26 protein-coding genes are annotated in these 25,466 nt (G+C 44.7%); 22 read left to right on the top strand and 4 right to left on the bottom strand.

The features are described 5' to 3' along the window. Positions 1–5 precede the first annotated feature (5 nt). A complete protein-coding gene (gene thiI / locus GPK88_RS11845; protein WP_021977655.1) occupies positions 6–1,187 on the top strand; it encodes a tRNA uracil 4-sulfurtransferase ThiI in 1,182 nt (393 codons plus the stop codon). A gap of 166 nt (positions 1,188–1,353) precedes the next feature. Here thiI and GPK88_RS11840 read toward each other — a convergent pair whose 3' ends face one another. Continuing rightward, positions 1,354–1,590 carry an HPr family phosphocarrier protein gene (locus tag GPK88_RS11840; RefSeq protein ID WP_015527084.1) on the bottom strand — a complete coding sequence of 79 codons (237 nt, stop codon included), beginning with the start codon at positions 1,588–1,590 and terminating at the stop codon, positions 1,354–1,356. A gap of 131 nt (positions 1,591–1,721) precedes the next feature. Between GPK88_RS11840 and mtaB the strand changes: the two genes are divergently transcribed. The 9 genes from mtaB to GPK88_RS11795 all read left to right on the top strand — a co-directional run bounded on the left by mtaB (position 1,722) and on the right by GPK88_RS11795 (position 8,764). Further along, positions 1,722–3,050, top strand: coding sequence for a tRNA (N(6)-L-threonylcarbamoyladenosine(37)-C(2))-methylthiotransferase MtaB (gene mtaB, locus GPK88_RS11835; RefSeq protein ID WP_118062784.1), 1,329 nt, complete (start codon positions 1,722–1,724; stop codon positions 3,048–3,050). Positions 3,051–3,166: 116 nt separating this feature from the next. Beyond that, on the top strand, positions 3,167–3,439 hold the full coding sequence (locus tag GPK88_RS11830; RefSeq protein WP_015527087.1) for an IreB family regulatory phosphoprotein: 273 nt from the start codon (positions 3,167–3,169) through the stop codon (positions 3,437–3,439). Position 3,440: 1 nt separating this feature from the next. Further along, positions 3,441–3,893 carry a Holliday junction resolvase RuvX gene (ruvX, locus tag GPK88_RS11825; RefSeq protein ID WP_118062785.1) on the top strand — a complete coding sequence of 151 codons (453 nt, stop codon included), beginning with the start codon at positions 3,441–3,443 and terminating at the stop codon, positions 3,891–3,893. A gap of 48 nt (positions 3,894–3,941) precedes the next feature. Continuing rightward, the gene (locus GPK88_RS11820) at positions 3,942–4,211 is read left to right on the top strand and encodes a DUF1292 domain-containing protein (RefSeq protein WP_118062786.1); all 270 of its coding nucleotides are present in this window, start codon (positions 3,942–3,944) and stop codon (positions 4,209–4,211) included. Further along, entirely contained in the window at positions 4,193–6,130 is a 1,938-nt protein-coding gene (locus tag GPK88_RS11815; RefSeq protein WP_420314377.1) for a ribonuclease J, read from the top strand. Before GPK88_RS11820 ends, GPK88_RS11815 begins: the two co-directional genes overlap by 19 nt. 4 nt (positions 6,131–6,134) lie before the next feature. Further along, complete coding sequence (locus GPK88_RS11810) at positions 6,135–6,473, top strand: YlbF/YmcA family competence regulator (RefSeq protein WP_021977650.1); 339 nt, start codon at positions 6,135–6,137, stop codon at positions 6,471–6,473. Between the two features lie 14 nt (positions 6,474–6,487). After that, positions 6,488–6,892, top strand: a complete 405-nt coding sequence (locus GPK88_RS11805) for an endolytic transglycosylase MltG (RefSeq protein WP_021977649.1) — start codon at positions 6,488–6,490, stop codon at positions 6,890–6,892. Then, on the top strand, positions 6,889–7,581 hold the full coding sequence (locus GPK88_RS11800; protein WP_215707841.1) for an O-methyltransferase: 693 nt from the start codon (positions 6,889–6,891) through the stop codon (positions 7,579–7,581). Before GPK88_RS11805 ends, GPK88_RS11800 begins: the two co-directional genes overlap by 4 nt. Continuing rightward, a complete protein-coding gene (locus GPK88_RS11795) occupies positions 7,541–8,764 on the top strand; it encodes a peptidase U32 family protein (RefSeq protein ID WP_215707840.1) in 1,224 nt (407 codons plus the stop codon). Before GPK88_RS11800 ends, GPK88_RS11795 begins: the two co-directional genes overlap by 41 nt. A gap of 40 nt (positions 8,765–8,804) precedes the next feature. Here GPK88_RS11795 and sigK read toward each other — a convergent pair whose 3' ends face one another. Further along, entirely contained in the window at positions 8,805–9,434 is a 630-nt protein-coding gene (gene sigK, locus GPK88_RS11790) for an RNA polymerase sporulation sigma factor SigK (protein WP_021977646.1), read from the bottom strand. A gap of 172 nt (positions 9,435–9,606) precedes the next feature. Between sigK and GPK88_RS18895 the strand changes: the two genes are divergently transcribed. From GPK88_RS18895 to GPK88_RS11775, 3 genes are read left to right on the top strand one after another with little or no spacing between them, the layout of a single operon-like run. Then, complete coding sequence (locus tag GPK88_RS18895) at positions 9,607–13,146, top strand: DUF5717 family protein (protein WP_252196565.1); 3,540 nt, start codon at positions 9,607–9,609, stop codon at positions 13,144–13,146. Then, on the top strand, positions 13,143–14,417 hold the full coding sequence (locus tag GPK88_RS11780) for a DUF5716 family protein (RefSeq protein WP_021977643.1): 1,275 nt from the start codon (positions 13,143–13,145) through the stop codon (positions 14,415–14,417). The genes GPK88_RS18895 and GPK88_RS11780 overlap by 4 nt, the downstream gene beginning before the upstream one ends. After that, positions 14,414–15,193, top strand: coding sequence for a hypothetical protein (locus GPK88_RS11775; protein ID WP_118170419.1), 780 nt, complete (start codon positions 14,414–14,416; stop codon positions 15,191–15,193). Before GPK88_RS11780 ends, GPK88_RS11775 begins: the two co-directional genes overlap by 4 nt. On the opposite strand, the gene GPK88_RS11770 is transcribed toward GPK88_RS11775, so the two are convergent. Beyond that, positions 15,190–15,909 (bottom strand): hypothetical protein, encoded by a 720-nt coding sequence (locus GPK88_RS11770; RefSeq protein ID WP_215707839.1) that lies wholly within the window; start codon positions 15,907–15,909, stop codon positions 15,190–15,192. The two genes, GPK88_RS11775 and GPK88_RS11770, sit on opposite strands and share 4 nt — an antisense overlap. Before the next feature lie 153 nt (positions 15,910–16,062). Then, a complete protein-coding gene (locus GPK88_RS11765; protein ID WP_215707838.1) occupies positions 16,063–16,629 on the bottom strand; it encodes a helix-turn-helix domain-containing protein in 567 nt (188 codons plus the stop codon). A gap of 169 nt (positions 16,630–16,798) precedes the next feature. On the opposite strand from GPK88_RS11765, the gene GPK88_RS11760 reads away from it, so the two are divergent. The 9 genes from GPK88_RS11760 (at position 16,799) to GPK88_RS11720 (ending at position 25,234) form a co-directional block, all read left to right on the top strand. Beyond that, positions 16,799–17,521 (top strand): LytR/AlgR family response regulator transcription factor, encoded by a 723-nt coding sequence (locus GPK88_RS11760; RefSeq protein ID WP_021977640.1) that lies wholly within the window; start codon positions 16,799–16,801, stop codon positions 17,519–17,521. A gap of 92 nt (positions 17,522–17,613) precedes the next feature. After that, positions 17,614–18,501, top strand: a complete 888-nt coding sequence (locus GPK88_RS11755) for an amino acid ABC transporter substrate-binding protein (protein ID WP_118062792.1) — start codon at positions 17,614–17,616, stop codon at positions 18,499–18,501. Between the two features lie 227 nt (positions 18,502–18,728). After that, the gene (locus GPK88_RS11750; protein ID WP_118062793.1) at positions 18,729–19,379 is read left to right on the top strand and encodes an amino acid ABC transporter permease; all 651 of its coding nucleotides are present in this window, start codon (positions 18,729–18,731) and stop codon (positions 19,377–19,379) included. A 21-nt stretch (positions 19,380–19,400) separates the two neighbouring features. After that, positions 19,401–20,093, top strand: a complete 693-nt coding sequence (locus tag GPK88_RS11745; protein WP_118062794.1) for an amino acid ABC transporter ATP-binding protein — start codon at positions 19,401–19,403, stop codon at positions 20,091–20,093. Between the two features lie 122 nt (positions 20,094–20,215). Further along, on the top strand, positions 20,216–21,649 hold the full coding sequence (gene purB / locus GPK88_RS11740) for an adenylosuccinate lyase (RefSeq protein ID WP_118062795.1): 1,434 nt from the start codon (positions 20,216–20,218) through the stop codon (positions 21,647–21,649). 121 nt (positions 21,650–21,770) lie between these two features. Continuing rightward, positions 21,771–23,045 carry an adenylosuccinate synthase gene (locus tag GPK88_RS11735; RefSeq protein WP_022426147.1) on the top strand — a complete coding sequence of 425 codons (1,275 nt, stop codon included), beginning with the start codon at positions 21,771–21,773 and terminating at the stop codon, positions 23,043–23,045. 128 nt (positions 23,046–23,173) lie between these two features. Next, positions 23,174–23,995 (top strand): HAD family hydrolase, encoded by an 822-nt coding sequence (locus GPK88_RS11730; protein WP_118062796.1) that lies wholly within the window; start codon positions 23,174–23,176, stop codon positions 23,993–23,995. A gap of 247 nt (positions 23,996–24,242) precedes the next feature. Then, positions 24,243–24,752, top strand: a complete 510-nt coding sequence (locus GPK88_RS11725) for an SEC-C metal-binding domain-containing protein (RefSeq protein ID WP_021977629.1) — start codon at positions 24,243–24,245, stop codon at positions 24,750–24,752. Then, positions 24,752–25,234, top strand: a complete 483-nt coding sequence (locus GPK88_RS11720) for a YdcF family protein (protein ID WP_118062797.1) — start codon at positions 24,752–24,754, stop codon at positions 25,232–25,234. Before GPK88_RS11725 ends, GPK88_RS11720 begins: the two co-directional genes overlap by 1 nt. Positions 25,235–25,466 lie beyond the last annotated feature (232 nt).

The following is a 25,466-nucleotide window of genomic DNA, read 5'->3' as shown; positions in this document are numbered from 1 at the left end:
TTTTTATGTTAGTACATGCATTTTTGATCAAATATGCGGAAATCGCCCTGAAGGGAAAAAACCGCTACCGTTTTGAAGATGCTCTCGTACATCAGATGGAGATTGCGCTCTCCAAGATCGAGGGAGATTTTGAAGTAAAAAAAGAGCAGGGAAGAGTCTATGTATTCTGCCCGGAGAATTATGATTACGATGAGGCTGTAGACGCACTGCAGCACGTATTCGGTATCGTAGGTATCTGCCCGGTTATGATCTACGAAGAGCAGGGCTTTGAGAAACTTGCCGAAGACGTAGTAAGCTATATGAAACAGTGGCATCCGGACTTTAACGGAACCTTTAAGGTTTGGACACGCCGTGCAAAGAAATCCTATCCGATTAGCTCCATGGAAGTTAGCGCAGAGCTTGGCGGACGTATCCTGGATGCGTTCCCGGAGGCAAGTGTAGACGTTCATCATCCGGAATTGGATCTTTCTGTGGAGATCCGTGACAAGATCTATGTATATTCCCAGACCATTCCGGGCGCAGGCGGAATGCCTATCGGAACAAACGGAAAAGCCATGCTGCTTCTTTCTGGCGGAATCGACAGCCCGGTTGCCGGTTACATGATCGCAAAACGTGGCGTTAAGATCGATGCGGTATATTTCCATGCACCGCCTTACACCAGCGAGCGTGCAAAACAGAAGGTCGTGGATCTTGCCCGCCTGGTAGCCAAATACAGCGGACCGATCCGTCTCCATGTAGTTAATTTTACAGATATCCAGCTTTATATTTACGACCAGTGCCCACATGATGAGCTTACCATCATTATGAGAAGATACATGATGCGTATTGCCGAGCATTTTGCAAAAAAAGACCGCTGTCTCGGATTGATCACAGGTGAGAGTATCGGTCAGGTTGCAAGCCAGACATTACAGAGTCTTGCTTCCACAAACGAGGTCTGCACACTTCCGGTATATCGTCCGGTGATCGGTTTTGATAAAGAGGAGATTGTTCGGATTTCCAGAAAGATCGATACTTTTGAGACATCCATTCAGCCGTTTGAGGACTGCTGTACCATCTTTGTTGCAAAACATCCGGTAACCAAGCCGAATCTTAAGGTGATCCGCCGTTCCGAGCAGAAACTTTCTGAGAAGATCGATGAGCTGATGGAGACTGCTCTGAATACCACAGAGATCATTGAAATTCAGTGATTGTTTTTCCGTAAGAAAAAACAATCAGGGAACCCCGCTTTGGAGGTTCCCTGGGATTATCAAACGGTATCAGAAAAAGGGAGATCATTGAGATCAGAAAAATTCTGAAAACATGAAAAAAGAGGAACTGTATCCAATACAGTTCCTCTCAAATATACATCATAGATTAGTCGATTGTATATTTGGAAATAATCTGCATTACGTTATCCAGAGCAGCGCCGTCTGCGTGGATGTTGAGGTCGATCGGCTTGGAAAGATCCAGGCTGAAGATACCCATGATGGATTTTGCATCGATCACATATCTTCCGGATACTAAATCAAAATCGCAGTCGAATTTGCTGATCTCGTTTACGAATGCCTTCACCTTATCGATGGAGTTCAGTGAGATTTTAGCTGTTTTCATTATAATAACCTCCCTTGATAGATTTTTGTATTTACAGCTTTCATCTTACCTGTCGGCCCCAGAAAAGTCAAGGTAAAAAGAGATAAAAATTGTTTTAATAATTAGTTAAAGTGTAAAAAAAGTGAGGAAAAATGGGAAATAGAGTTGCATTACACAACCTGGGCTGCAAAGTAAATGCCTATGAAATTGAGGCCATGCAGCAGCTTCTGGAGGAGGCAGGATATGAGATTGTGCCTTTTGAGCCGGGAGCGGATATTTATGTAATCAATACCTGTACGGTAACGAATATTGCAGACAGAAAATCAAGACAGATGCTTCATAAAGCAAAAAAAATGAATTCGGAAGCAATCGTGGTAGCAACGGGATGTTATGTACAGACCGGTGGTGATAAGCTGGAAAAAGACGAAGCCATTGACCTTGTACTTGGAAATAACCAGAAGATCAATATTGTGGAAGCACTGGCAGAATATGCGGAAAATAAACCGGGACATGGCTCCCATGTGATTAAGATCAACCAGACAAAAGAGTATGAGGATCTTTCCATTGATCATACAGCAGAACATGTAAGGGCATACATCAAGGTTCAGGACGGATGTAATCAGTTCTGTACGTACTGTATTATTCCTTATGCGAGAGGCCGTGTCAGAAGCCGTAACATTGAAAGTGTGCTGAAGGAAGTCCATTCCCTTGCAGAAAAAGGGTATAAGGAAGTAGTTCTTACAGGAATTCATTTAAGTTCCTACGGCGTAGATTTTCCGGAGGAGAAAAAAGAGACACTGCTTTCCCTGATCCGCGCTGTACATGAGATCGAAGGAATTCAGCGTATCCGCCTGGGATCTCTGGAACCGGGAATTGTTACGAGAGAATTTGCCGAAGGGATTGCGGCACTGCCAAAAGTATGCCCGCATTTCCATCTTTCCCTGCAGAGTGGCTGTGATGAGACTCTGGAGAGGATGAACCGCAGATACAGAAGCGGAGAATACAGAGAACGGTGTGAACTTTTAAGAGAAGTATATGAAAATCCAGCACTGACTACGGATGTGATCGTAGGTTTTCCACAGGAATCCGAAGAAGAATTCCAGAAGTCCTATGATTTTGTGGATGGTATTCATTTTTATGAGACCCATATCTTTAAATATTCCAGGAGACAGGGCACAAAGGCAGCAGCCATGGACGGCCAGCTGACAGAGGCTGAAAAAGCCCGGCGCAGCGAAAAAATGATCGAGATGCATCACCGTCATGCAAAGGATTACGAAAGGTCCATGCTGGGAAAAGAACTGGAAGTTCTTATTGAAGAGGAATATACAAAAGATGGCCAGATCTGGTATCTGGGACACAGCCGTGAATATATAAAAACAGCGGTACCGAAATCCGAAAATTATGGCGTAAATGATATCGTAAGAGTAAAGGCAGAGAGTTTCCTTGAAGAGCATATCATGACCGGTGAAGTTGTAAAATAAAGCACGGAATCGTATGTTGACAGTTTGCATTCGCAATCCGCGTTAAATTTAAGATTGTAATTTATGTAAATTTATATTAAAATAAAAAAGAATATATTTTAAGGACGTGAGAGACAATGGCAGAAAATAATCTGGGAAATACACAGTATTTCAGAACAAAACCGGATCAGGAGCTTCAGGTAAAGGAAGTCCTGGATCTGGTGTACAATGCAATGGATGAGAAGGGATACAATCCGGTGAATCAGATCGTAGGATATATTATGTCCGGAGACCCGACTTATATCACAAGCCACAAGGGTGCGAGAAGCATGATCATGAAAGTGGAGCGTGATGAGCTGGTAGAGGAACTTCTTACCGAGTATATCAAGAACAAGTCCTGGGAACGGTAATATGAGAGTACTGGGACTGGATTATGGCTCGAAGACTGTGGGAGTTGCAGTAAGCGACCCTCTTGGTCTGACAGCCCAGGGCGTGGAAACGGTATGGCGCAAGCAGGAGAACAAGCTTCGCCGTACACTGGCACGTATTGAAGAAATTATTTCGGAGTATCAGGTTACGGAGATCGTTCTGGGATACCCGAAAAACATGAACAATACCGTAGGGGAGCGGGCCGAGAAATCTCTGGAATTTAAGGAAATGCTGGAGAAACGTACAGGCCTGCCTGTTATTATGTGGGATGAAAGACTGACTACCATGGCAGCGGACCGCACACTGGAAGAGACCGGCGTGCATAAGGAAGACCGTAAACAGTATCTGGATCAGGTAGCTGCAGTCTTTATTTTGCAGGGATATTTGGACTCTGTTGCACATAAGAAGGCGCAACAGGAAAGTGAGAAAGAATAAACCGGAAATACGGATATTTTCATAAGAACGGATAAGGAAGAATTAAATATGGAAAAAATAATATTTCAGTCAGACGACGGCACAACTGCTGAGTTTTACGTAGAGGAGCAGACCAACATTGCGGGTGTGACTTATCTTTTGGTGTCCGATTCACAGGATGAGGAAGCAGACGCATATATTTTGAAGGATATTTCTGCTCCGGGAAGCACGGAAGCTTGTTATGAGATGGTCGAGGATGAGGACGAGCTTCAGGCTGTTTACGCAGTTTTTCAGCAGATGCTGGATGACGTGAATTTTGAATGGAGGAGCGATTTTTGAAAAGCGAAAATAACGGTGACAACAGAAATGCGGAGAACAGAACAGTAAGTTCCGCAGGCGGCGCCAGAAAACAGGCACCAAGACAGAAGAACGCTGGATCAAGGACAAGACAGTATCGTGGCGGAAATAAGAACCGCCAGGATAAGCCGTTCCGCCCGACAGCGAAGAAAGCAGCCACAGGCGGTGCTGTAAAGAACAGCAGCAGAAACACACAGAGACCGGTTAAGAACAGCGGCAGACCATCCGGACGGAAAAACAGCCGCAGATCATCCTCGAAACTTAAAATCATACCACTTGGCGGTCTGGAACAGATCGGAATGAACATCACCGCTTTTGAGTATGAAGACAGTATTGTAGTGGTAGACTGTGGACTTTCTTTCCCTGAGGATGATATGCTGGGAATCGATCTGGTCATCCCGGATGTAACCTATCTTAAGGAAAATATTTCCAAGGTTAAGGGATTTGTGATCACCCACGGACACGAGGATCATATCGGAGCCCTTCCTTATGTACTGAAAGAGATCAATGTTCCAATCTATGCTACAAAGCTGACACTGGGACTGATCCGCAACAAACTGAAAGAGCACAATCTTGTGCGTTCTACGAAACTGAAAGAAGTAAAACACGGACAGGTGATCAATCTCGGAGATTTTGCTGTGGAATTTATCAAGACCAACCACAGTATCCAGGATGCATCCGCGCTTGCCATTTACTCTCCGGTAGGAATCGTGGTACACACAGGAGACTTCAAGGTAGATTACACACCGGTATTCGGAGATGCCATCGATCTGCAGCGCTTTGCAGAGATCGGAAAGAAAGGTGTACTTGCATTGATGTGTGAGAGTACCAATGCGGAGAGACCGGGATTTACCATGTCTGAGCGTACGGTGGGACATGTATTTGATAATCTTTTTAATGAGTACCGTACATCCAGGATCATCATTGCGACTTTTGCGTCCAATGTGGACCGTGTGCAGCAGATCATCAACACTGCATACCGTTTCGGAAGAAAGGTTGCGGTGGAAGGCCGCAGTATGGTCAATGTTATTTCTGTAGCATCAGAACTTGGATATCTGCAGATTCCGGAGAATACTCTGATCGAGATCGATCAGGTGAAGAATTATCCGGATGACAAGGTAGTTCTGATCACAACCGGAAGCCAGGGTGAGTCCATGGCGGCACTTTCCCGTATGGCAGCCAATATCCACAAGAAGATCACCATCAAACCGAACGATACCATCATCTTCAGTTCCAATCCGATCCCCGGAAATGAAAAAGCAGTTTCCAAGGTTATCAATGAGCTGTCCATGAAGGGCGCCAAGGTTATTTTCCAGGATGTCCATGTGTCCGGACATGCATGCCAGGAAGAAATCAAGCTGATCTATTCCCTTGTGAAACCGAAATATGCGATCCCGATCCATGGCGAGTACCGTCATCTGACTGCACAGAAACATATTGTGGAAGATCTGGGAATTCCGAAAGAGAATATCTTCATCCTTTCTTCCGGAAATGTACTGGAACTGGATGGACAGGATGCCAAGGTGACAGGAAGTGTTCACACAGGAGCAATTTTCGTAGACGGACTTGGCGTGGGTGATGTTGGAAATATCGTGCTCCGTGATCGTCAGCATCTGTCGGAGGACGGAATTATGATCGTAGTTATGACCCTGGAGCGTCACAGCAATGTGGTTCTTGCAGGACCTGACATTGTTTCCAGAGGTTTTGTATATGTAAGAGAATCCGAGGATCTTATGGAACATGCCAGACAGGTTGTGGAAACCGCACTGGATTCCTGCCTGGAAAACAATATCACAGACTGGGGCAAGATCAAAACAGAAGTCAAGGATGCACTTGGTGAATATCTGTGGAAACGTACCAAGAGAAGTCCTATGATCCTGCCGATCATTATGGAGGCATAGGAACATGGATGAGATCAGCATAGACATTGAGAAACTTCTCGATGCTGTGCACAGAAGCGACGAATACCAGGAATATCAGAAACAGGCGGCGGAGCTTGATAAGGAACCTGAGCTGAAGGCCAGGGTGATGAGATTCCGGGGAGATAATTTCAGACTTCAGAACCAGGCTGATAAGGATGAGCTGTTCCAGGTAGCGGAACAGCTCAACCGGGAGTCTGCAAGTCTGAGACAGAACCTGAAAGTAAATGCCTATCTTGACGCCGAGCTTGCACTGTGCAGACTGATGCAGAGAATCTGCAGAACGCTGGTAGCCGGGATAGACATACAGATTCCTGACTTATAGGAGGAAGAAAGACTATGGCAGACACAAGAGACAAGGCAGGCAGAGCCGGGGTTTTTCTGGCTGGAGGGGCATTTAAGATCGCTCTGTATATCTGTATCCTTGTATTTCTGATCTGGGTTGGAAAATCCGCATATCAGTTTGGATATGATGTATTTAATCAGCAGGCCATGAGTCCGGGAGAAGGACAGCAGGTAACTGTAGTCATAAAAGAAGGTGCGTCTGCATATAAGGTAGGTAAGACTCTGGAGCAGAAAGGGCTTATCAAGGATGCAGCTGCTTTTGTAGTGCAGGAGAGAATGTCCGCGTACCACGGTCAGATCAAGGCCGGTACATACCTTCTCAGTACAGCTTATACACCGACCAGGATCATAGCGGTACTGTCCGGAGAAGAGAGTGAGGAAGGATCGAACAGCCAGTGATCGTAGAAGAACGCATGAAGACCTATATCAATTCTCTTGATATGGGGAATACTCCGTTTCTGCAGGAGTTGGAATCAAGGGCACTTGCGGACCGGGTGCCGATCATCCGAAGGGATATGCAGAGTTTTATGAGGATGCTTCTGGCAGTAAAACAGCCGAAGCGAATTCTGGAGGTGGGGACTGCCGTAGGCTTCTCCACACTTCTTATGTGTGAATACGGCCCGAAAGATCTTAAGATCGTTACCATAGAAAATTACGAAAAAAGGATTCCTGTGGCAAAGGATAATTTCAGGCGTGCAGGAAGGGAATCCCAGATCACACTTCTGGAGGGAGATGCCGGTGAGATCCTGAAAAACCTTACCGGAACATTTGACATGATCTTCATGGACGCGGCCAAGGGACAGTATATCCACTGGCTTCCGGATGTGCTGCGTCTGATGAAAGAGGGAAGTGTACTGGTATCAGACAACGTGCTGCAGGAGGGAGACATTATCGAATCTCATTATCTTGTGGAACGGAGAAACCGGACAATTTATAAAAGAATGAGAGAATACCTCTGGCAGCTGACCCACAGCCCGGTGCTTCGTACATCGGTACTGCCACTTGGAGACGGGGCGGCTGTAAGTGTAAAAACAGGAGAACAGGCTTATGAAACGACCAGAACTTTTAGTTCCGGCGAGCAGCCTTGAGGTTTTAAAGGTTGCCGTCATATATGGTGCAGATGCCGTTTATATCGGCGGAGAAGCCTTTGGACTTCGTGCAAAGGCTAAGAATTTTTCAAAAGAGGACATGCGCGAGGGCATTGCTTTTGCCCATGCCCATGGTGTAAAAGTTTATGTGACAGTAAATATCCTGGCCCATAACCGGGATCTTGAAGGCGTAAGAGAATATCTTCAGAAACTGAAGGAAATCGGTCCTGACGCACTGATTATCGCAGATCCGGGAATCTTTATGTATGCAAAGGAAATCTGTCCGGAGATTGAGCGCCACATCAGTACACAGGCGAACAATACCAATTATGAGACATACCGTTTCTGGTATAATCTGGGAGCAAAACGTGTGGTAAGTGCAAGAGAACTTTCTCTGGAGGAAATCCGGGAAATTCGGGCACATATTCCGGATGACATGGAGATTGAGACGTTTATCCATGGAGCTATGTGTATTTCCTACTCCGGAAGATGCCTTCTGAGTAACTTTATGGCAGGCAGGGACGCCAATCAGGGAGCCTGTACGCATCCGTGCAGATGGAAATATTCCGTTGTGGAGGAGAAACGCCCGGGAGAATATATGCCGGTATTTGAAAATGAGAGAGGGACTTTTATTTTCAATTCCAAGGATCTCTGCATGGTAGAACATATGGAAGATATCCTTACCAGCGGTATTGACAGCCTGAAGATCGAAGGCCGCATGAAAACAGCTCTTTATGTGGCAACGGTAGCCAGAACTTACCGTAAGGCCATTGATGACTGTATGGAAAGTCCGGAAAAGTATCATGCCAATATGCCATGGTATCAGGAACAGATCTCAAACTGTACCTACCGTCAGTTTACGACCGGATTTTTCTATGGAAAACCGGATGAGAACACACAGATCTATGACAGTAATACCTATGTAAGAGAATATACTTATCTTGGATTTGCGGAAGAGATCGATGAGAGAGGTCTGGCAAGACTGACACAGAGAAATAAATTCTCTGTGGGGGAAACCATTGAGATCATGAAACCGGATGGAAGAAATATCCCGGTTACAGTGGAAGCCATTTATAACGAAGAAGGAGAATCCATGGAAAGTGCACCACATGCACAACAGAGAATTTATGTGAAACTGAACGAGACACCGGAGGTATTTGATATTCTTCGAAGAGGTGAGTAAAACAGATATTTAAGGGGAGAACGAAAAGAACGTTCTCCCCTTACTGTTTTTCGGGAAAAAGTGTTCGGAGTTTACGGAGCGCATTTTTTTCAATGCGGGATACATAGGAACGGCTGATGGAAAGATTTCTGGCAATTTCACGCTGTGTCAGAGGATCCTGACCGTTCAGACCGTAGCGGCAGCAGATCACTTCATATTCTTTTTGGGTAAGGATCTGAGGGATATGACTGAGAAGATGGGAAATACTGTCTTTCTGGAAACAGTCTTCCACAACATCTACGGGTGGACTTTCAATGATATCAAGAAGGCTGATCTCATTACCTTCCCGGTCTGTTCCGATAGGCTCATAAAGGGAAACTTCCCTGGATCGTTTTTTTCGGGCGCGGAGCATCATGAGAAGTTCGTTGTCAATGCAGCGTGCCGCATAGGTGGACAACTTGGAAGTACGGCAGGGATCAAAAGTAGAGATTGCTTTGATCAGGCCGATGGTGCCGATGGATATCAGATCATCGGGATCTTCGTCGCAACCCTGGTATTTTTTTGCGACATGGGCCACAAGACGGAGATTACGTTCGATGAGAATGTTTTTTGCCTCCGGATCGCCCCTTTGGAACTGCAGAAGATAAAATTTTTCTTCCGCAGCAGACAGCGGTTTCAAAAATGTTTTCAAAGATTCACCTCAAAGGGGATTTCCATACAGTTTATGAAATGGACGTGCTTTTCGTGCTTTTCCAACAGAATATTTACAGGGGTGTCATCCTGTTGCGCCAGTTTCTGATCTGGTGTATAATCATAAGATATGAGTGTTAATAATCAACGTACATTGACGAGGAGTATATATTTTGAAAAAGAGGATAGAACAGCTTCTTAACGGAAAATTTATTTATGAACAGCCGGAACTTCTGTTTTCCCAGGAGGAGATTTCCGTCACTCTGAAAGCTGGAGAAACGACGAAAGACGAACTTTATTTTGGCACAGATGACAATCGCAGGATCAGTGGATTTGTAACATCCTCTGATCGGAGACTGGTGCCTGGATTTGACCGCTTTTCAGGTACGACAGTACGTATGCCTTATGGCGTGGATGCAGAAGGAATGAAACCCGGGGAAAGTTTTGCGGGATGGTTGTGTTTTACTACCAGCATCGGAGAATACAGGCTGCCTTTTAAGGTAACAGTGCAGACAGAAGAAGTGAAGAGTTCAGGCAGAAAAGTGACTTCCATGGAAGAATTTATCCGGATCGCAAAGGAGGATTTCCATGAAGCATACAGGCTTTTTACGGAACGCCATTTTTCCCTGATCCTGAAAGAACAGAGTGAGAAGCTCCGTTCTCTTTATGAAGGAATGTCTCAGCAGCCGGTAACATACCAGCATCTGGAGGAATTTCTGATCACAGCCGGTGCCAAAGATAAGGTGACACTGGATCTGAACAGAGAAGAGGCAAATTTCTATGAGGTCAGTGAATCCATACAGGAGTCTTTTTATATTCACAGAAGCGGCTGGGGCCATCTGCGTGCAGATATTGAAGTGAATGGGGACTTCCTGGAAACAGGGAAACATGTTGTGACGGAAGAAGATTTTATTGGAAGTACCTGTGAAGTGGAATATGTGATCCATAAGGAAAAACTGGGAAAAGGTAACCAGTATGGTGAGATCATTGTACGGACTCCTTATCAGAAACTGGTGTATCATGTGTTGGCGTCCAGGGGAAACGGAAGCTCTGTCAATCTTGACCTTTTGGAGAAACAGTACCGCGTATCCATGCTCAGGGAGTATCTGACTTTTGCATGCGGGAAAACCGGCTTTCAGACATGGGCAGCCGAAGCACATGAAAAACTGGATAAAATGGGAGAGAGCGGACTGAAATATCCGGAATATCAGCTTCTGGAAGCGTATATTTTCCATCTGGAAGGAGAAGACCAGAAAGCAGAAGACATTCTGGTACGTTATCAGAATAAATCTTTTAATCATAATGAACTGGAACAGGCAGGGCTTTATCTGTATCTGTGTACCCTGACAGGACTGTACAGAGATGAGGAACAGGCGCTTCGTAAGATCCAGAATTTTCAGATGCAGAAAGAGGACAGTTACATTCTTCTGAAACTGGTATTTGAGATGGATCAGACTCTTTCCCCATCCAGAAAGATCTTTTTGATGGAAGAGCTTTTTGAAAGAGGATGTACCAGCCCGTTTCTGTATCTGGAAGCATGGAACAGCATCTGCCGGGATATGTCATTGCTTCACCGGATGAATCGTTTCTGGGCGCAGGTATTTCTTTTTGCCGGAAAAGAGAACATGCTTACAGAGGAACTTGTGATGCGGCTTGCTTATCTTTCCGGTTATGAGAAATCATTTAATGAAAGCCTGTACCGGGCTATGGTACTGGGGTGTGAGGCTTTTCCGTCGGATGACACAGTAGAAGCGATCTGTAAATATATCATGAAGGGAAATCCACGAAAAGCAGAATATTTCCGCTGGTTTTCCGCGGCAGTAGACCAGGGAATCCGGATCACACGTCTTTATGAATATTATGTAGAGACACTGGACACTTCTTACAGAAGAGTACTTCCGAAGCCGCTGCTTATGTATTTTACTTATAATAACAATAATCTCGGAGATTCCAAGAGAGCGTATCTTTATGCCTGCATCATCGCCCGGAAAGAGCAGGATCCGCAGACTTACGAAAGCTATCGGGACAGCATGAGAGATTTTGCCATGCGCAAGCTGAGAGAAGGAAGAATGAATGAAAATTATGCTGCTGTCTATCAGGAATTTATGCGCGAACCGGCAAATACGGAGGAAGCACAGGTTATTGCTTCAAGGATGTTTACGTACCGCCTGTATACAGATGATCCCAAGGTACGCAGCGTGATCATTCGTCACAGACAGATGAAACAGGAAGAAATTTATCCCTGTGTGCATGGAATCGCCTATCCGAGGATCTATACAGAAGATGCTGCAGTGATCTTTCAGGACGAAAAACAGAGACGCTATGCGTCAACAGTGGATTATAACATGACACCACTTTTTGACGACAGGGAAATGGTACCGACAGTATTGGAAAAGGGCGCAGATGAAGCAGGTGTGCTGCTTTATTATTGCCAGACACAGGATATTTGCCGCACAAATCTGGGGATTTTTCAGAAGTTGGTCCTTTCATCTGCGTTTACAGGAGAATACAGAGATGCTGTTCGAAAACGGATCCTGGAATATTACAGGGATCATGTACAGGGAGAAGATCTGGATGCCTGCCTGGAAATGATGGACTATCGGGAATATGCTATGGTCGATAAGAAGATACTGCTGGAAATCCTCATCCAGAGAGGCTTGTTCCCACAGGCAATGAGCGTTGTGGAGGCATTTGGCTTTGAAGGAGTAGAGGAATGTGAGCTGCTGAAACTGGCAAGCCGGATGATCATTCGCTGTGACTGTACGGAAGATGAAGAGCTGATCGCACTTTCTTCCCATGTATACAGAAATGGAATTTATGATGAAGTGATCCTTCAGTATCTGATGAAATTCCGGTTTGGTCCTGTGGAAGAACTTCTGGATATCTGGAAAAGTGCCTGCGGTTTTGAGATGGATACGTACAGCCTGGAGGAAAGGATACTTTCGCTTCTGATGTTCACTGCAGATTACCGGGAAGAAGGCGAAAAGATCCTGAAATCTTATATCAGTCATTCCGGAAAGGAACAGGTGATCGGAGCTTACCTGACACAGATGGCTTATGGAATGTTTGTAAAGGGGATGCCTGAGACTCCGTGTCTCAGAGAATATCTCAAAATCTGCAAACGGAAAGAATGGCCAACAGACAGAATCTGTGACCTGGAACTTCTGAAAATACTTTCCGAAGAAAAAGCATCCGATGAGGAAGAACTTGCTCTGGAGGAAGAAATTCTGGCTTCCTGCGTAAAAGATGATATGGTATTTGAGTTTTTCCATGATCTGGATCAGAGGATCCTGCGCCCGTATCAGCTGGATGATAAAACTTTTGTAGAATATCATGCTTCGCCTGAGACTTCTGTTACTTTGTATTATTTGTTGGATACAGGACTTGGAACCATGCCGGAATATAAGAGCGAGCCGCTGCGTAATGTCTATGAGGGAATTTTTACCAAGACGTTTACTCTGTTTTACGGTGAGACTCTGCACTATTATTTTCAGACAGAAGATGAAAACGGTGTGCACAGGACTGAAGAGAAAATGCTGACCATGAATCTGACGGATGACAGAGCTTCCAGTAAATATCAGCTGATCAATCAGATCCTCTGTGCAAGAAAACTGGAGAAAGATCCGGAAGTGAAGGAGAAACTTTCACAGTATCTCCGGCAGGAACAGTACGTCAATGAAATGTTTGTCATAGAGAAGGAACCGGAAAGATGAATGAAATTCGAGATTTGCTGATAGGAATCGATATTGGAAAAGAATATACACAGATCTGCTATTATGACAGAAAAGCAGAAGAGGCCCGTTCTCTTTCCATGAAAGTGGGAACCAGCCAGTATGAGGCTCCGGGCTGTATCTGTTACCGTACAGAGCAGAACGATTATTGTGTGGGCCTGGAAGCACAGTATTTTTCCAGAGAAAAAGGCGGGATCATGCTCGGAAATATTTATGATATCTGCCAGAAGGAAGAAAGCATACAGGTGGCGGGAGAGGATAAGGAGCCGGCAGAGCTCCTTGCTCATTTCCTGAAAGGAATGCTGAAATTTCTTGGAATTCAGGACATTGTAAAAAACACAAAGTGCATGTGTATCACTTCTCCTGAGCTTGATGCCATACAGGTGCGTAATTATCAGAAGGCCTGTGGAATTGCCGGTTTTCCGGCAGAGAAATACATGCTTATGGATTACGGGGAAAGTTTTTATTACTATGCATTGGGCCAGAAAAGAGAAACCTGGAACCGAAGTGTGGCCTGGTATGCGTTTGATGGAGATAAAATTGCGTTTCGTAAGCTGACGATCAATGCTGCATCCAGACCTATACTTGTCAATCTCGAAGAACCGGTGAGTACAACGCTTGAAACGGAGGATGAGATCCGTGATGTGGAGTTTTGCCGTTTTATAACAAAAACTCTTGGAAAAGAACTTTTTTCCAGTGTGCAGATCACAGGAGAAGGGTTCGACCAGCAGTGGGCACAGCAGTCAGTAAAGCTTCTGTGTCATCAGGGACGCAAAGTATTTTACGGAAACAATCTCTTTGCAAAAGGAGCCTGCATCGCCGGTAAGGACAGACTTGAAGACAAAAAATTAAAAGGGTACAGATATTTAAGCGATTCCCTGGTTACTGCGGATGTGGGAATGGATATGCGGGTGATGGGTTCTCCTGCGTATTATCCGCTGATCGAAGGCGGCAGCAACTGGTATGAATGCAATGCAGAGTGTGAACTGATCCTGGATGATACGGAAGAACTGGTCTTTGTAGTAAATCTTCCGGATGAAACGGAGAGAAAGCGGGTGGCAATGGCGCTTAAAGGTTTGCCAAAACGACCAAACCGGACGACCAGACTTGCACTTACGTTGAAATACGTATCATCGAAAGACTGTGAGATCACAGTAAAGGATCTTGGATTTGGGGAAATGTATCCATCCAGCGGGAAGACATGGAAAGAACTGGTACGCTGGGATGAGACAGAAGAAAGGAAACAGGTATGAGCGGATATATTTTATGCCAGGTAAAGAAAGCAGAGAAACCATTTTACATTGAAAATATCAGCACGAATATTTATTCCATAGAAGAACTCTGCTATTATCTTTATAATAATCTTTACCTTGTGGATCGTTCTCTTATCAGTAATAAGCTGTGTACCTGGCTGGATGAGGAACTGAAACTTCCAAAACTTGCGGCGAAGCTTCGACCTTTCATTGGAAAAGAGGCAGGTCTGGAGGAAATTCTGTATCCGATATTTAAAGAGATCAATTATCTGGCTTATGAAGAACTTCGTATCCTGAATGGAAGGATTGAAAGAAGAAATAAGGAATCCGAGGAGATACGGGAAAAGAGAAAAGGGGATGCCCTCATGGAAAACCGGATGTACGTGAACGCAATCCGTGTTTATCAGAAGCTTCTGGAAAAAGATTCCAGAGAAATCTCCAGAGAAATGAGAGAGCGGATTCTGCATAATCAGGGATGTGCTTACAGTTATCTGTTTCAGATGGATAAGGCACTGGACTGTTTCTTTGCTGCATGGAAGGTAAACCAGTCAGAAAAGGCACTGAAGATTTATCTTCTGGCTTACCGAAGTGTGCATACACCGGAAGAATTTGAAAAGATACAGGAAGATCTGAAGGCAGAGGATTCCGTAAAAAAAGAAACTGCCAGAGCTCTGGAACAGTTTATCAGCCTCCCGGAGCAGAAGATTGCACCCGGAGAGACTGACAGGATATTGGAGGATCTTACAAGAGAATATCACAGAAGTACAGGCTCTTAAAGCTGTTCAAGAAGTCCCAGCAGGATCTGCCGGGCTTCTTTTTTTGTGTAGACAGCTTCTTCTTCGGAAAGAGAAGAGAGATAGTCGTCCAGAGCCTGTCCGATACTGGTTTCTTTCAGATAAACGCACATAAAAGTATCTTCTTTGGAAAGAAAACAGAGAAAAACAGAATAATCGGACAGAACTTCAAGATGGATTCCCGTTTCAGGGAGGACAGAATGCTTAAGGATCTTGCATTTTTCACCGCCCATATCTGTGTCAAGAATGTGCTGGATCGATTTTCTCCGTTCTTCTTTTGGAAGTGGTGTCTGATGATAGGAATATGGACCGTCCAGAAGACCGGTCTGTGCAAACTTCCGGATTCCATTCAGGGTGAAATAGTTACAGGAAGTGTCGTTTTCTGTAAAGGCAAACTGCGGCTGTTTTAAAATAGAAACCAGTTGTGTATAAACAGAGTTGGAATGATCAATATCTCTGTTTTCAAAGAGGGCCTGTACAAAGTCGGGTCCATAGGACATCAACGCAAGACATGGATGAGACTCCAGCGCAAAGTTTGTTGTAATATTGGTGTTCATAATGGAACCGAAAATCTCCAGGATCTGTGAAGGAGAATCCGACTGCTGGAAAAAACGGCTGGAGTTTTCCAGGATTTTCTGAAATTCCTGCTGATAGGAATGTATAACTTCCGGATTTTCTGTAGATATGAAAGTTGACATATCAGAAGAAATAAGCAGGAGTTTCTTTTCTGTAATAAAGAAAAACGGAAACAATTCATAACAGGAAAGTTCTCTTCCGGCCTGGGTGTAATAATAGTAGGGCTGATAATTGAGAAAGCCGCACAGGATCGGAAGAATGGTACACAAAAAAGTTTACAGGTTCATATTATAGTCCGGTGATGCGGTAGGATTCTGGTGAAGCGGAAGAATCTGGATAACAGGAGGAAGCTTTTGATATTCCGGATAGAGATGTGCAGAAACTTGTACAATAAGCCGACAGTTTGCAGGAATGTTGGTGCAGATCTTTTCGTCGGAACCGGAGAGCAGGATATCTTCAAAAAGGTTTAAAACTTTTTTTTCCACATCAAGTGAAAAGTCTCCACTGTAAAACGGAAGAGAAGTAAGACTGTGAAAACCAGAGGAGAAAAGCATCTGCTGGGTGCTGATCACACGGAGAAGTTCCTGGATGTATTTCCGATTATAGTAAATTTCTTTTCCAATTTTTTCGATTTTATATAATTCAATCAGTTCCTGACGCTGGGATGGATTAATCCGGATCGAATCGCAGAACTGACGGACAAAATCCATTCCAGGCAGACGTTTGCCTGTGATCATACGCTGCAGAGAGGTACGGTCAAGGCCTGAGGATGCAGATAACTGGTATACCGTTTCTCCTGTATTTTTTAGATATTCACGGCATTTGCTGCTGAAGTCAGACATAATAATTCTCCTTTTTTCATACTTGTGGCATTATTATACAAAAACAGATCAGGAATTGCAATTATTTGTAAAAAATCCGAGCACAATTGGTGGCACATATTGCGAGAGAGTTTTTTTGAAAATAGAATAGATCATATCAAGAAAGAACAGGGCGGAGGGAACCAGAACCATGGCAGTGATAACTATTGCGGTATGTGATGAAATACGAAAAGATGCTCAGAAGCTTTACAGACAGCTTTCAACGCTGCTTCCGGATGCAGAGATCCTGATATACCGTAGCAGGCAGAGCCTTCTTGACGGACTGACGGAAGGGCATAAGATCTGTAATGTGGTATTTATGGGTCTGGATGGTGAAAATGGAAAGAGCCTGGAGACAGTCCGTGCGATACGGCTTCGGGGAAATTATATTCCGGTCATCATGGTAGCGGAAAATGAGAAATTTTATAAAGAAGCTTTTGAGGTATTTGCTTTTAATTATCTGACGAAACCTGTAGAAAGCGGAGAACTGGAGCATGTGCTGTTACCTATCCTGACCACCTGTGAAAGAGAAGGCGGAAAGGCGCTGCATTTTCATTACAGAACTCAGGTTTATACACTCCAGCATAACAGTCTGGCGTACATATCCAGCAGCCTCCATAATGTAACCTTCCACCTTACCGACGGAAAGAAACTCAGCTGCAGAGCGCGTCTGGGAGATTTTGCGGGACAGCTTTCCGACAGTAATTTTATGAGATGCCATCAGAGCTTTTGCATCAATCTGGAGAAAGTGAACACACTCAAAAAGAACAGTTTTGTAATTGGACAGACTGAGATCCCTATTTCCAGAGCCTATTTAAAAACCGCAAGAAAGAAATACAAAGATTATCTGGCAGAGCAGAAGGTTTGCTCTTGACAGCTCCTTTTTGGTATGTTACTATAACCATACGCTTTCGCGTAGTAGAGTGACCACGTGATAAAGGGATAACGAAAAAAAGGAGAACGATCATGAAGAAGAGAACAGTTGCAGTAGTAATGGCGGCAGCGATGACAATAGGAATGATGGTAACAGGAGTAAGTGTACAGGCTGGTGTTGAGGATAAGACACTGATCGTCGGATTTGACGCAGAGTACCCTCCATTCGGATATAAGGATGATAATGGAGAATATGTGGGATTTGACCTTGACCTGGCTCAGGAAGTATGTGATAATCTTGGCTGGGAGCTTGTCAAGAAGCCGATCAACTGGGATTCCAAGGATATGGAGCTGAATTCCGGAACCATCGACTGTATCTGGAACGGATTTACCATTAACGGCCGTGAGGATGATTATACATGGAGCGATCCTTATATCAACAATGAGCAGGTGATCGTAGTTGCCAAGGATTCCGGAATTGAGAAGCTTGCAGACCTTAAGGGTAAGAACGTAGTTGTACAGGCTGCATCCGCTGCACTGGACGCATTGAACAACGATGACAATAAGGAACTGAAGGACAGCTTTGCATCTCTCACAGAGAACCCGGATTACAACACCGCATTTATGAACATTGATTCCGGTGCTGCAGATGCGGTTGCTGTTGATATTGGTGTTGCCAATTATCAGCTTTCCCAGAGAGGCAAGGATAAATATGTGATCCTTGACGAGCCGATCCAGAATGAGCAGTATGGCATCGGATTTAAGAAGGGTAACGATGAACTGAAAGATCTGGTATGGGATGAAGTCAAGAAACTTGACGAGTCCGGTGAAGTTGACAAGCTTGCAGATAAATATGAGCTGGATAAGAGTATGCTCTGCATCAGCGAGGATAAGGAGGACTCAGATTCCGATTCCACAGAAGCTGACACAGAAGAAAGTGCAGATAGCACAGAGAAAGAAGCGGATTCTGAATCTAAGTGATCCAGTCTCAGATTACAGCAAAAACTGTGAAGATATTTTTCAGAAACTATCAAACAGCAGGAGAAATAAGAAACATAGCAGAAGTTTTTGAAGCTTTTGCATAAAAAGGAAATGAGGGTGCTTCGGCGTTGGAAGAGCTGCCGGGCATGCTCATTTCCTGTTGTTTACAGGAATTACAGGTATCAGTCCGATAAATGGGACAGATACTCCGAACCAGGAGGAAAAAAATGAGTTTTATTGTAATGCTTCAGCAGCTGGCAGGAGGAATGCTGGTCTCCATTGAGATCTTTTTTGTAACTTTGCTGTTTTCTCTGCCGCTGGGACTTCTGATCTGTTTTGGCAGAATGTCCAAAAACAAAGTGATCCGTGCCATTGTATCCGCTTACATATCCATCATGAGAGGAACTCCTCTGATGTTGCAGCTGATGGTTGTATATTTCGGTCCATATTTTATCTTTGGAATCCGTATTTCCATGGGATACAGCCTGATCGCTGTATTTATCGCATTTGCCATCAACTATGCGGCCTATTTTGCAGAAATCTACCGTGGCGGCATTGAGTCCATGCCGGTTGGACAGTATGAGGCTGCAAAGATCCTCGGATACAATAAAGTGCAGACGTTTTTCCGCATCATCCTTCCACAGGTGATCAAAAGGATCCTGCCATCCATTACCAATGAAGTTATTACACTGGTCAAGGATACTTCCCTTGCCTTTGTTGTGGCAGTAGCGGAGATGTTTACCATTGCCAAGCAGATCGCAAGTGCACAGACGACCATGATGCCCTTTGTGATCGCTGCCGTATTTTATTATGTATTCAATCTGATCGTGGCTGTTGTGATGCAGAAGGTTGAGAAGAGCATGAATTACTACCGTTAACCGGAATGGAGAGTACAGAATATGAAATTATTTGAAATGAAACATATCAAAAAAAGCTTTGACGGGCTGGAAGTTCTCAAAGACATTTCGCTTGATGTGGAAGAGGGGGAAGTTTTAAGTATCATCGGTCCTTCCGGTTCCGGCAAGTCCACCATCCTGCGCTGCGCCACAGGTCTTGAGACACCGGACAGCGGCGAGATCATCAAAACAGGAGATGTGGGACTGGTATTCCAGCAGTTTAATCTGTTTCCTCATTTTTCCGTAATGAAAAATATCGTGGATGCACCTTTAAAAGTGCAGAAGAGAAAGAAAGATGAAGTTTATGCCCAGGCAAGAAGCCTTCTTAAGAAGATGGGCCTGGCAGATAAGGAGAACGCATATCCTTTCCAGCTTTCCGGAGGACAGCAGCAGCGAGTATCCATTGCCCGTGCCCTCTGCATGAACCCGAAGATCTTGTTTTTTGATGAGCCGACATCTGCACTGGATCCGGAGCTCACCGGTGAGATCCTGAAGGTTATCAAGGATCTGGCACAGGAGCATATCACCATGGTGATTGTTACCCATGAGATGAATTTTGCAAGAGATATTTCCGATCGTATCATTTTTATGGACAAGGGTGTGATCGCAGTGAAAGGAACCCCACAGGAGGTATTTTCTTCCGATAATGGCAGAATGAAGGAATTCCTGGGAAAATTCCATCAGGGTATGGAGTAACAAACGGTTGCTTTTAAAGAGGCAATGTTATATAATTTCAAGAGGCGTGAATTAACCAGATTCGGGCAGATAACGGATCATTCGCCATTCCGGCCCGGATGTATGTAATCAGGAGGATAATAATGAATACAGACAGATATGTAAGCCCGCTGTCAGAGCGGTACGCAAGCAAAGAGATGCAGTACATTTTTTCCCCGGACATGAAATTCCGCACATGGAGAAAGCTGTGGATCGCACTTGCTGAGACGGAACGTGAGCTTGGCCTTAACATCACCCAGGAGCAGATTGACGAGATGAAAGCTCATGCGGATGATATCAACTATGATGTGGCTAAGGAGCGTGAGCGTCAGGTTCGCCATGATGTAATGTCTCACGTGTATGCGTTTGGTGTACAGTGCCCGAAGGCAAAAGGTATCATCCATCTGGGAGCGACCTCCTGTTATGTAGGAGATAACACTGACATTATCGTTATGACAGAGGCACTGAAACTTGTCCGCAAGAAACTTGTGAATGTGATCGCTGAGCTTTCCAAGTTTGCTGCACAGTATAAGGATCAGCCGACTCTGGCATTTACTCATTTCCAGCCGGCACAGCCCACAACCGTAGGTAAGAGAGCAACTCTCTGGACACAGGAATTCCTGATGGATCTGGAGGATCTTGAGTATGTATTAAGCACCATGAAACTTCTTGGTTCCAAGGGAACAACCGGTACACAGGCAAGCTTCCTGGAGCTCTTTGACGGAGATCAGGAGACGATCGACAAGATCGATCCGATGATCGCCGAGAAGATGGGATTTAAGTCCTGCTATCCGGTTTCCGGACAGACTTATTCCAGAAAGGTTGACACCCGTGTACTGAATATCCTTGCGGGAATCGCTGCAAGTGCACATAAGATGTCCAACGACATCCGTCTTCTTCAGCATCTGAAAGAAGTGGAGGAGCCGTTTGAGAAATCCCAGATCGGATCTTCGGCTATGGCATATAAGAGAAATCCGATGAGAAGTGAGAGAATCGCTTCCCTGTCCAGATATGTGATGATCGATGCCCTGAACCCGGCAATCACATCTGCAACACAGTGGTTTGAGAGAACTCTGGATGACTCTGCAAACAAGCGTCTCAGCGTTCCGGAAGGCTTCCTTGCCATCGATGGAATCCTGGATCTCTGCCTCAATGTTGTAGATGGACTGGTTGTTTATCCGAAGGTTATCGAGAAGAGACTGATGTCCGAGCTTCCGTTCATGGCAACTGAGAATATCATGATGGATGCAGTTAAGGCAGGCGGAGACCGTCAGGAGCTTCATGAGCGTATCCGTGAGCTTTCCATGGAAGCAGGCAAGAATGTGAAGGTAGAAGGTAAGGAAAACAACCTTCTTGAGCTGATCGCTGCGGATCCGGCATTTAACCTGACTCTTGAGGATCTTCAGAAATCCATGGATCCGTCCAGATATACAGGACGTGCCAAAGAGCAGACAGAGGCATTTATCGCCAATGTGGTACAGCCGGTTCTGGATGCACATAAGGATCTGCTTGGCGTTAAGGTTGAGATCAACGTATAATTCCAAGATGTTATAAACATTAAGAAATGAACACAGACAGGAATGACGTGTCTCTGTGTATTACAGGCAGAGAACATGTCGTTCCGAATAATAGAGAAAGACACAAGGAGGAAACTGTGTTATGGTAACTGCAGTAGTAGGAGCAAATTGGGGAGATGAGGGTAAAGGCAAGATCACTGACATGCTTGCTGAGAAAGCCGATATCATCGTAAGATTTCAGGGTGGAGCCAATGCGGGCCACACCATCGTAAATGATTACGGTAAATTCGCACTTCATACACTTCCGTCAGGTGTGTTTTACGGACATACAACAAGTGTCATCGGAAACGGTGTTGCACTGAATATTCCGGTATTCTTCAAGGAGTACAACGAAGTAGTAGGCCGTGGAGTACCGGCACCGAAGATCCTGATCTCCAACAGAGCACAGATGGTAATGTCTTACCACATTCTGTTCGATCAGTATGAAGAGGAGCGTCTTGGCGGCAAGGCTTTCGGTTCCACAAAATCCGGAATCGCTCCGTTCTATTCTGACAAATATGCAAAGATCGGCTTCCAGGTAAGTGAGCTCTTTGATGAGGAAGCACTGAAAGAGAAAGTTGTACGTATCTGTGAGACCAAAAACGTAACACTTGAGCATCTCTATCACAAACCGCTTCTGAAACCGGAAGATATCATGAACGAGCTGATGGAATACAAGAAAATGGTTGAGCCATACGTATGTGACGTATCTCTCTATCTCTGGAATGCACTGAAAGAGGGCAAACAGGTTCTTCTTGAGGGACAGCTCGGAACTCTGAAAGACCCGGATCACGGAATCTATCCGATGGTTACATCCTCTTCCACACTGGCTGCTTATGGTGCCATCGGTGCAGGCCTGCCTCCATATGAGATCAAGAAGGTCGTAACCGTATGCAAAGCTTACTCCAGTGCAGTTGGAGCAGGTGCATTCGTTTCTGAGATCTTCGGCGAGGAAGCAGATGAGCTGAGAAAACGTGGCGGTGACGGTGGTGAGTTCGGTGCTACTACAGGCCGTCCGAGACGTATGGGATGGTTCGACTGTGTTGCATCCAAATACGGATGCCGTCTCCAGGGAGCTACAGACGTTGCTTTTACAGTACTGGATGTTCTGGGATATCTGGATGAGATCCCGGTTTGCACAGGCTATGAGATCGACGGAGAGGTAACAACAGAATTCCCGACAACTGTGCAGCTTGAGAAAGCAAAACCGGTTATTGAGAAGCTTCCGGGATGGAAATGCGATATCCGTGGAATCAAAAAATATGAGGATCTTCCGGAAAACTGCAGAAAATATGTAGAGTTCGTAGAGAAACACATCGGATTCCCGATCACCATGATCTCCAACGGACCAGGAAGAAACGACATCATTTATAGATAATCATTTACTGTGACAGGATTATGACAGGCAGCGCCGGGGAAACTTCTCCGGCGCCCTTTTGTTAATTGCTAAGTGGATGAAGATAAGGATGCCTGTAATAACTGACATATCATGTGAAAGGAATCTCAATGAAAAATTTTAAAAGAATTGCGGCACTGGCAGGTGTTGTTCTTTTGCTTCTCATATTCTGCCTTCCAATGGTGTTTGCATGGGGCAATAGTGAGAGCTCACAGACACTGTTCCGTGGCGCTTTTGCGGCAGCTGTGCTGGTACCGATCGTGGCTTATGTTTTCTGGATGGCGTACCGGATCTGGGGACCTAAGAAACCAAAGGAGGATGAGGACCGTATGATCGAGAATGTTATTTTTGATGTGGGAAATGTGCTGATGGGATATGACTGGGAAGAGTATCTGAAGAGCTACAACTTCCCGGAAGAGAAATATCAAAAAATCGCAGATGCAACATTTCGAAATCCAATCTGGGAGGAGCAGGACAGAGCACTCCATGAGGAATCCTGGTATGTGGATAAATTTGTAGAAAGTGCGCCGGAATATGAGGCAGACATCCGTGAGGTGGTACGACGTGACCCGGAATGCATGCATCTCTATGACTATGCGGAAACCTGGGTAAAATATCTCAAAAACCAGGGATATCATCTCTACGTTCTTTCCAATTACGGAACTTATATGCTGGATCGCACAAAGAAGGATATGCCGTTCCTGAAATATATGGATGGAGTGGTATTTTCCTGTGATGTACAGCAGATTAAGCCGGAAGTGGATATTTATGAGACACTTCTGAAACGCTATGATCTGAAACCGGAGAAGTCAGTATTTATGGACGATCGGGCCATCAACTGTGAAGGGGCCAGAAAAGCAGGAATCCGTACCATTCAGTTCGAAAACCTGAAACAGGCGGCAAAAGAGCTTGAAAAACTTGGCGTGAAATAACCTCCGGTGTAAAAAGAGAAACGCAGAGAACCTGCACCATCGCGAAGCCCTCTGCGTCTAAAGGGGAGGATATAAAAAGTATATCCTGAAGCTGTGTTTATTATACAAATTATATATAAAATTATAGGATTTTATGATATTATAATTTGTGTTTTTGTGGAAAAGATGCTATAATAAACGCACATCATAAAGCGGAATGTAAATGTCCGCTTTACTCATTTAAAATTTTGGAAAAGAGGATCAGACAATGAGCGATATGACAATTCTTGAGCAGTGGCGTTCCGTTGCTTATAATCAGAATGCAGATAAGAATAAGCTTCAGCGCTTCTGGGCAACTTATTTTAACATTGAGAAGAACATTTACGAGCAGCTTCTGGAGAACCCGGATGAGGTTGTTTCCGGAACCGTTAAAGAGCTTGCTGAGAAATACGGCCAGGACGTTATGACTATGGTTGGTTTCCTTGACGGAATCAACGACAGCCTGAAGGTTCCGAACCCGATTGAAACTATGGATGAGAACACCAAGGTTAACCTTGCATTCGATAAAGAAGCTCTCTACAAGAACATGGTAGATGCTAAGGCTGACTGGCTGTACAACCTTCCTCAGTGGGATAAGATCTTCACAGAAGAGAAGAAGAAAGCTCTCTACATGGAGCAGAAGAAATCCGGCACAGTTGTGAAACCACATAAAGTCGGAAGAAACGATCCGTGTCCATGCGGAAGCGGCAAGAAATACAAATACTGCTGCGGAAGATAATGAGCGTAAAGAAGAATCTGGATTACATTATCGTGTTAGGTGCCCATGTGGACGGAACACGGATGACACTTGCCCTTCTGGAACGAGCCAGAAGGGCCCTTCTTTATCTTGAGGAGAATCCCGGGACGAAGGCAGTGCTTTCCGGTGGAAAAGGTACCGGGGAAAATATTTCAGAAGCAGAGGCTATGTACCGGTATCTTACAGGTCATGGAATTGACGGAAGCCGTCTGATCCTGGAAGAAAAATCCACCAGTACGAAAGAAAATCTGGCTTTCAGCCTTAGAAAAATTGGAACCTGCAACTGTTCTGTAGGCGTTGTCACTAACAATTTTCATGTGTGGAGAGGCGCAGCCATTGCCAGAAAATGTGGTTTCCGTGAAGTTGCCATGATTCCGTCCAGATACAGAAGCTGGCGTCTTTTGATCTACATTCCAAGAGAGATTCTGGCTGTCATTAAAGATAAACTCATGGGAAATCTGTAGTTCACAGGAGGTTACTGCCTGCTCCGTGATCAGTAACACAGGAATGTATAAATCTGAAAAATTTTGCCAACATGCGTTGACAAATAAAAATCATGAGCTTATAATGAACCACAGAAAAAGCAATAAAGCAACACGTTGACGAGACGAGTAAGCTGTGAAATGTTACAGAGAGAGATGTGAAGTGCTGGAAACATCTTATCAGGAAACAGTCGAAAACTACCTCCGAGTGGCC

The sequence above is a fragment of the Blautia sp. MCC269 genome (assembly GCF_018785655.1).
Taxonomy (GTDB): Bacteria; Bacillota; Clostridia; order Lachnospirales; family Lachnospiraceae; genus Blautia_A.
This window is presented reverse-complemented; position numbering and strand designations above follow the sequence as displayed.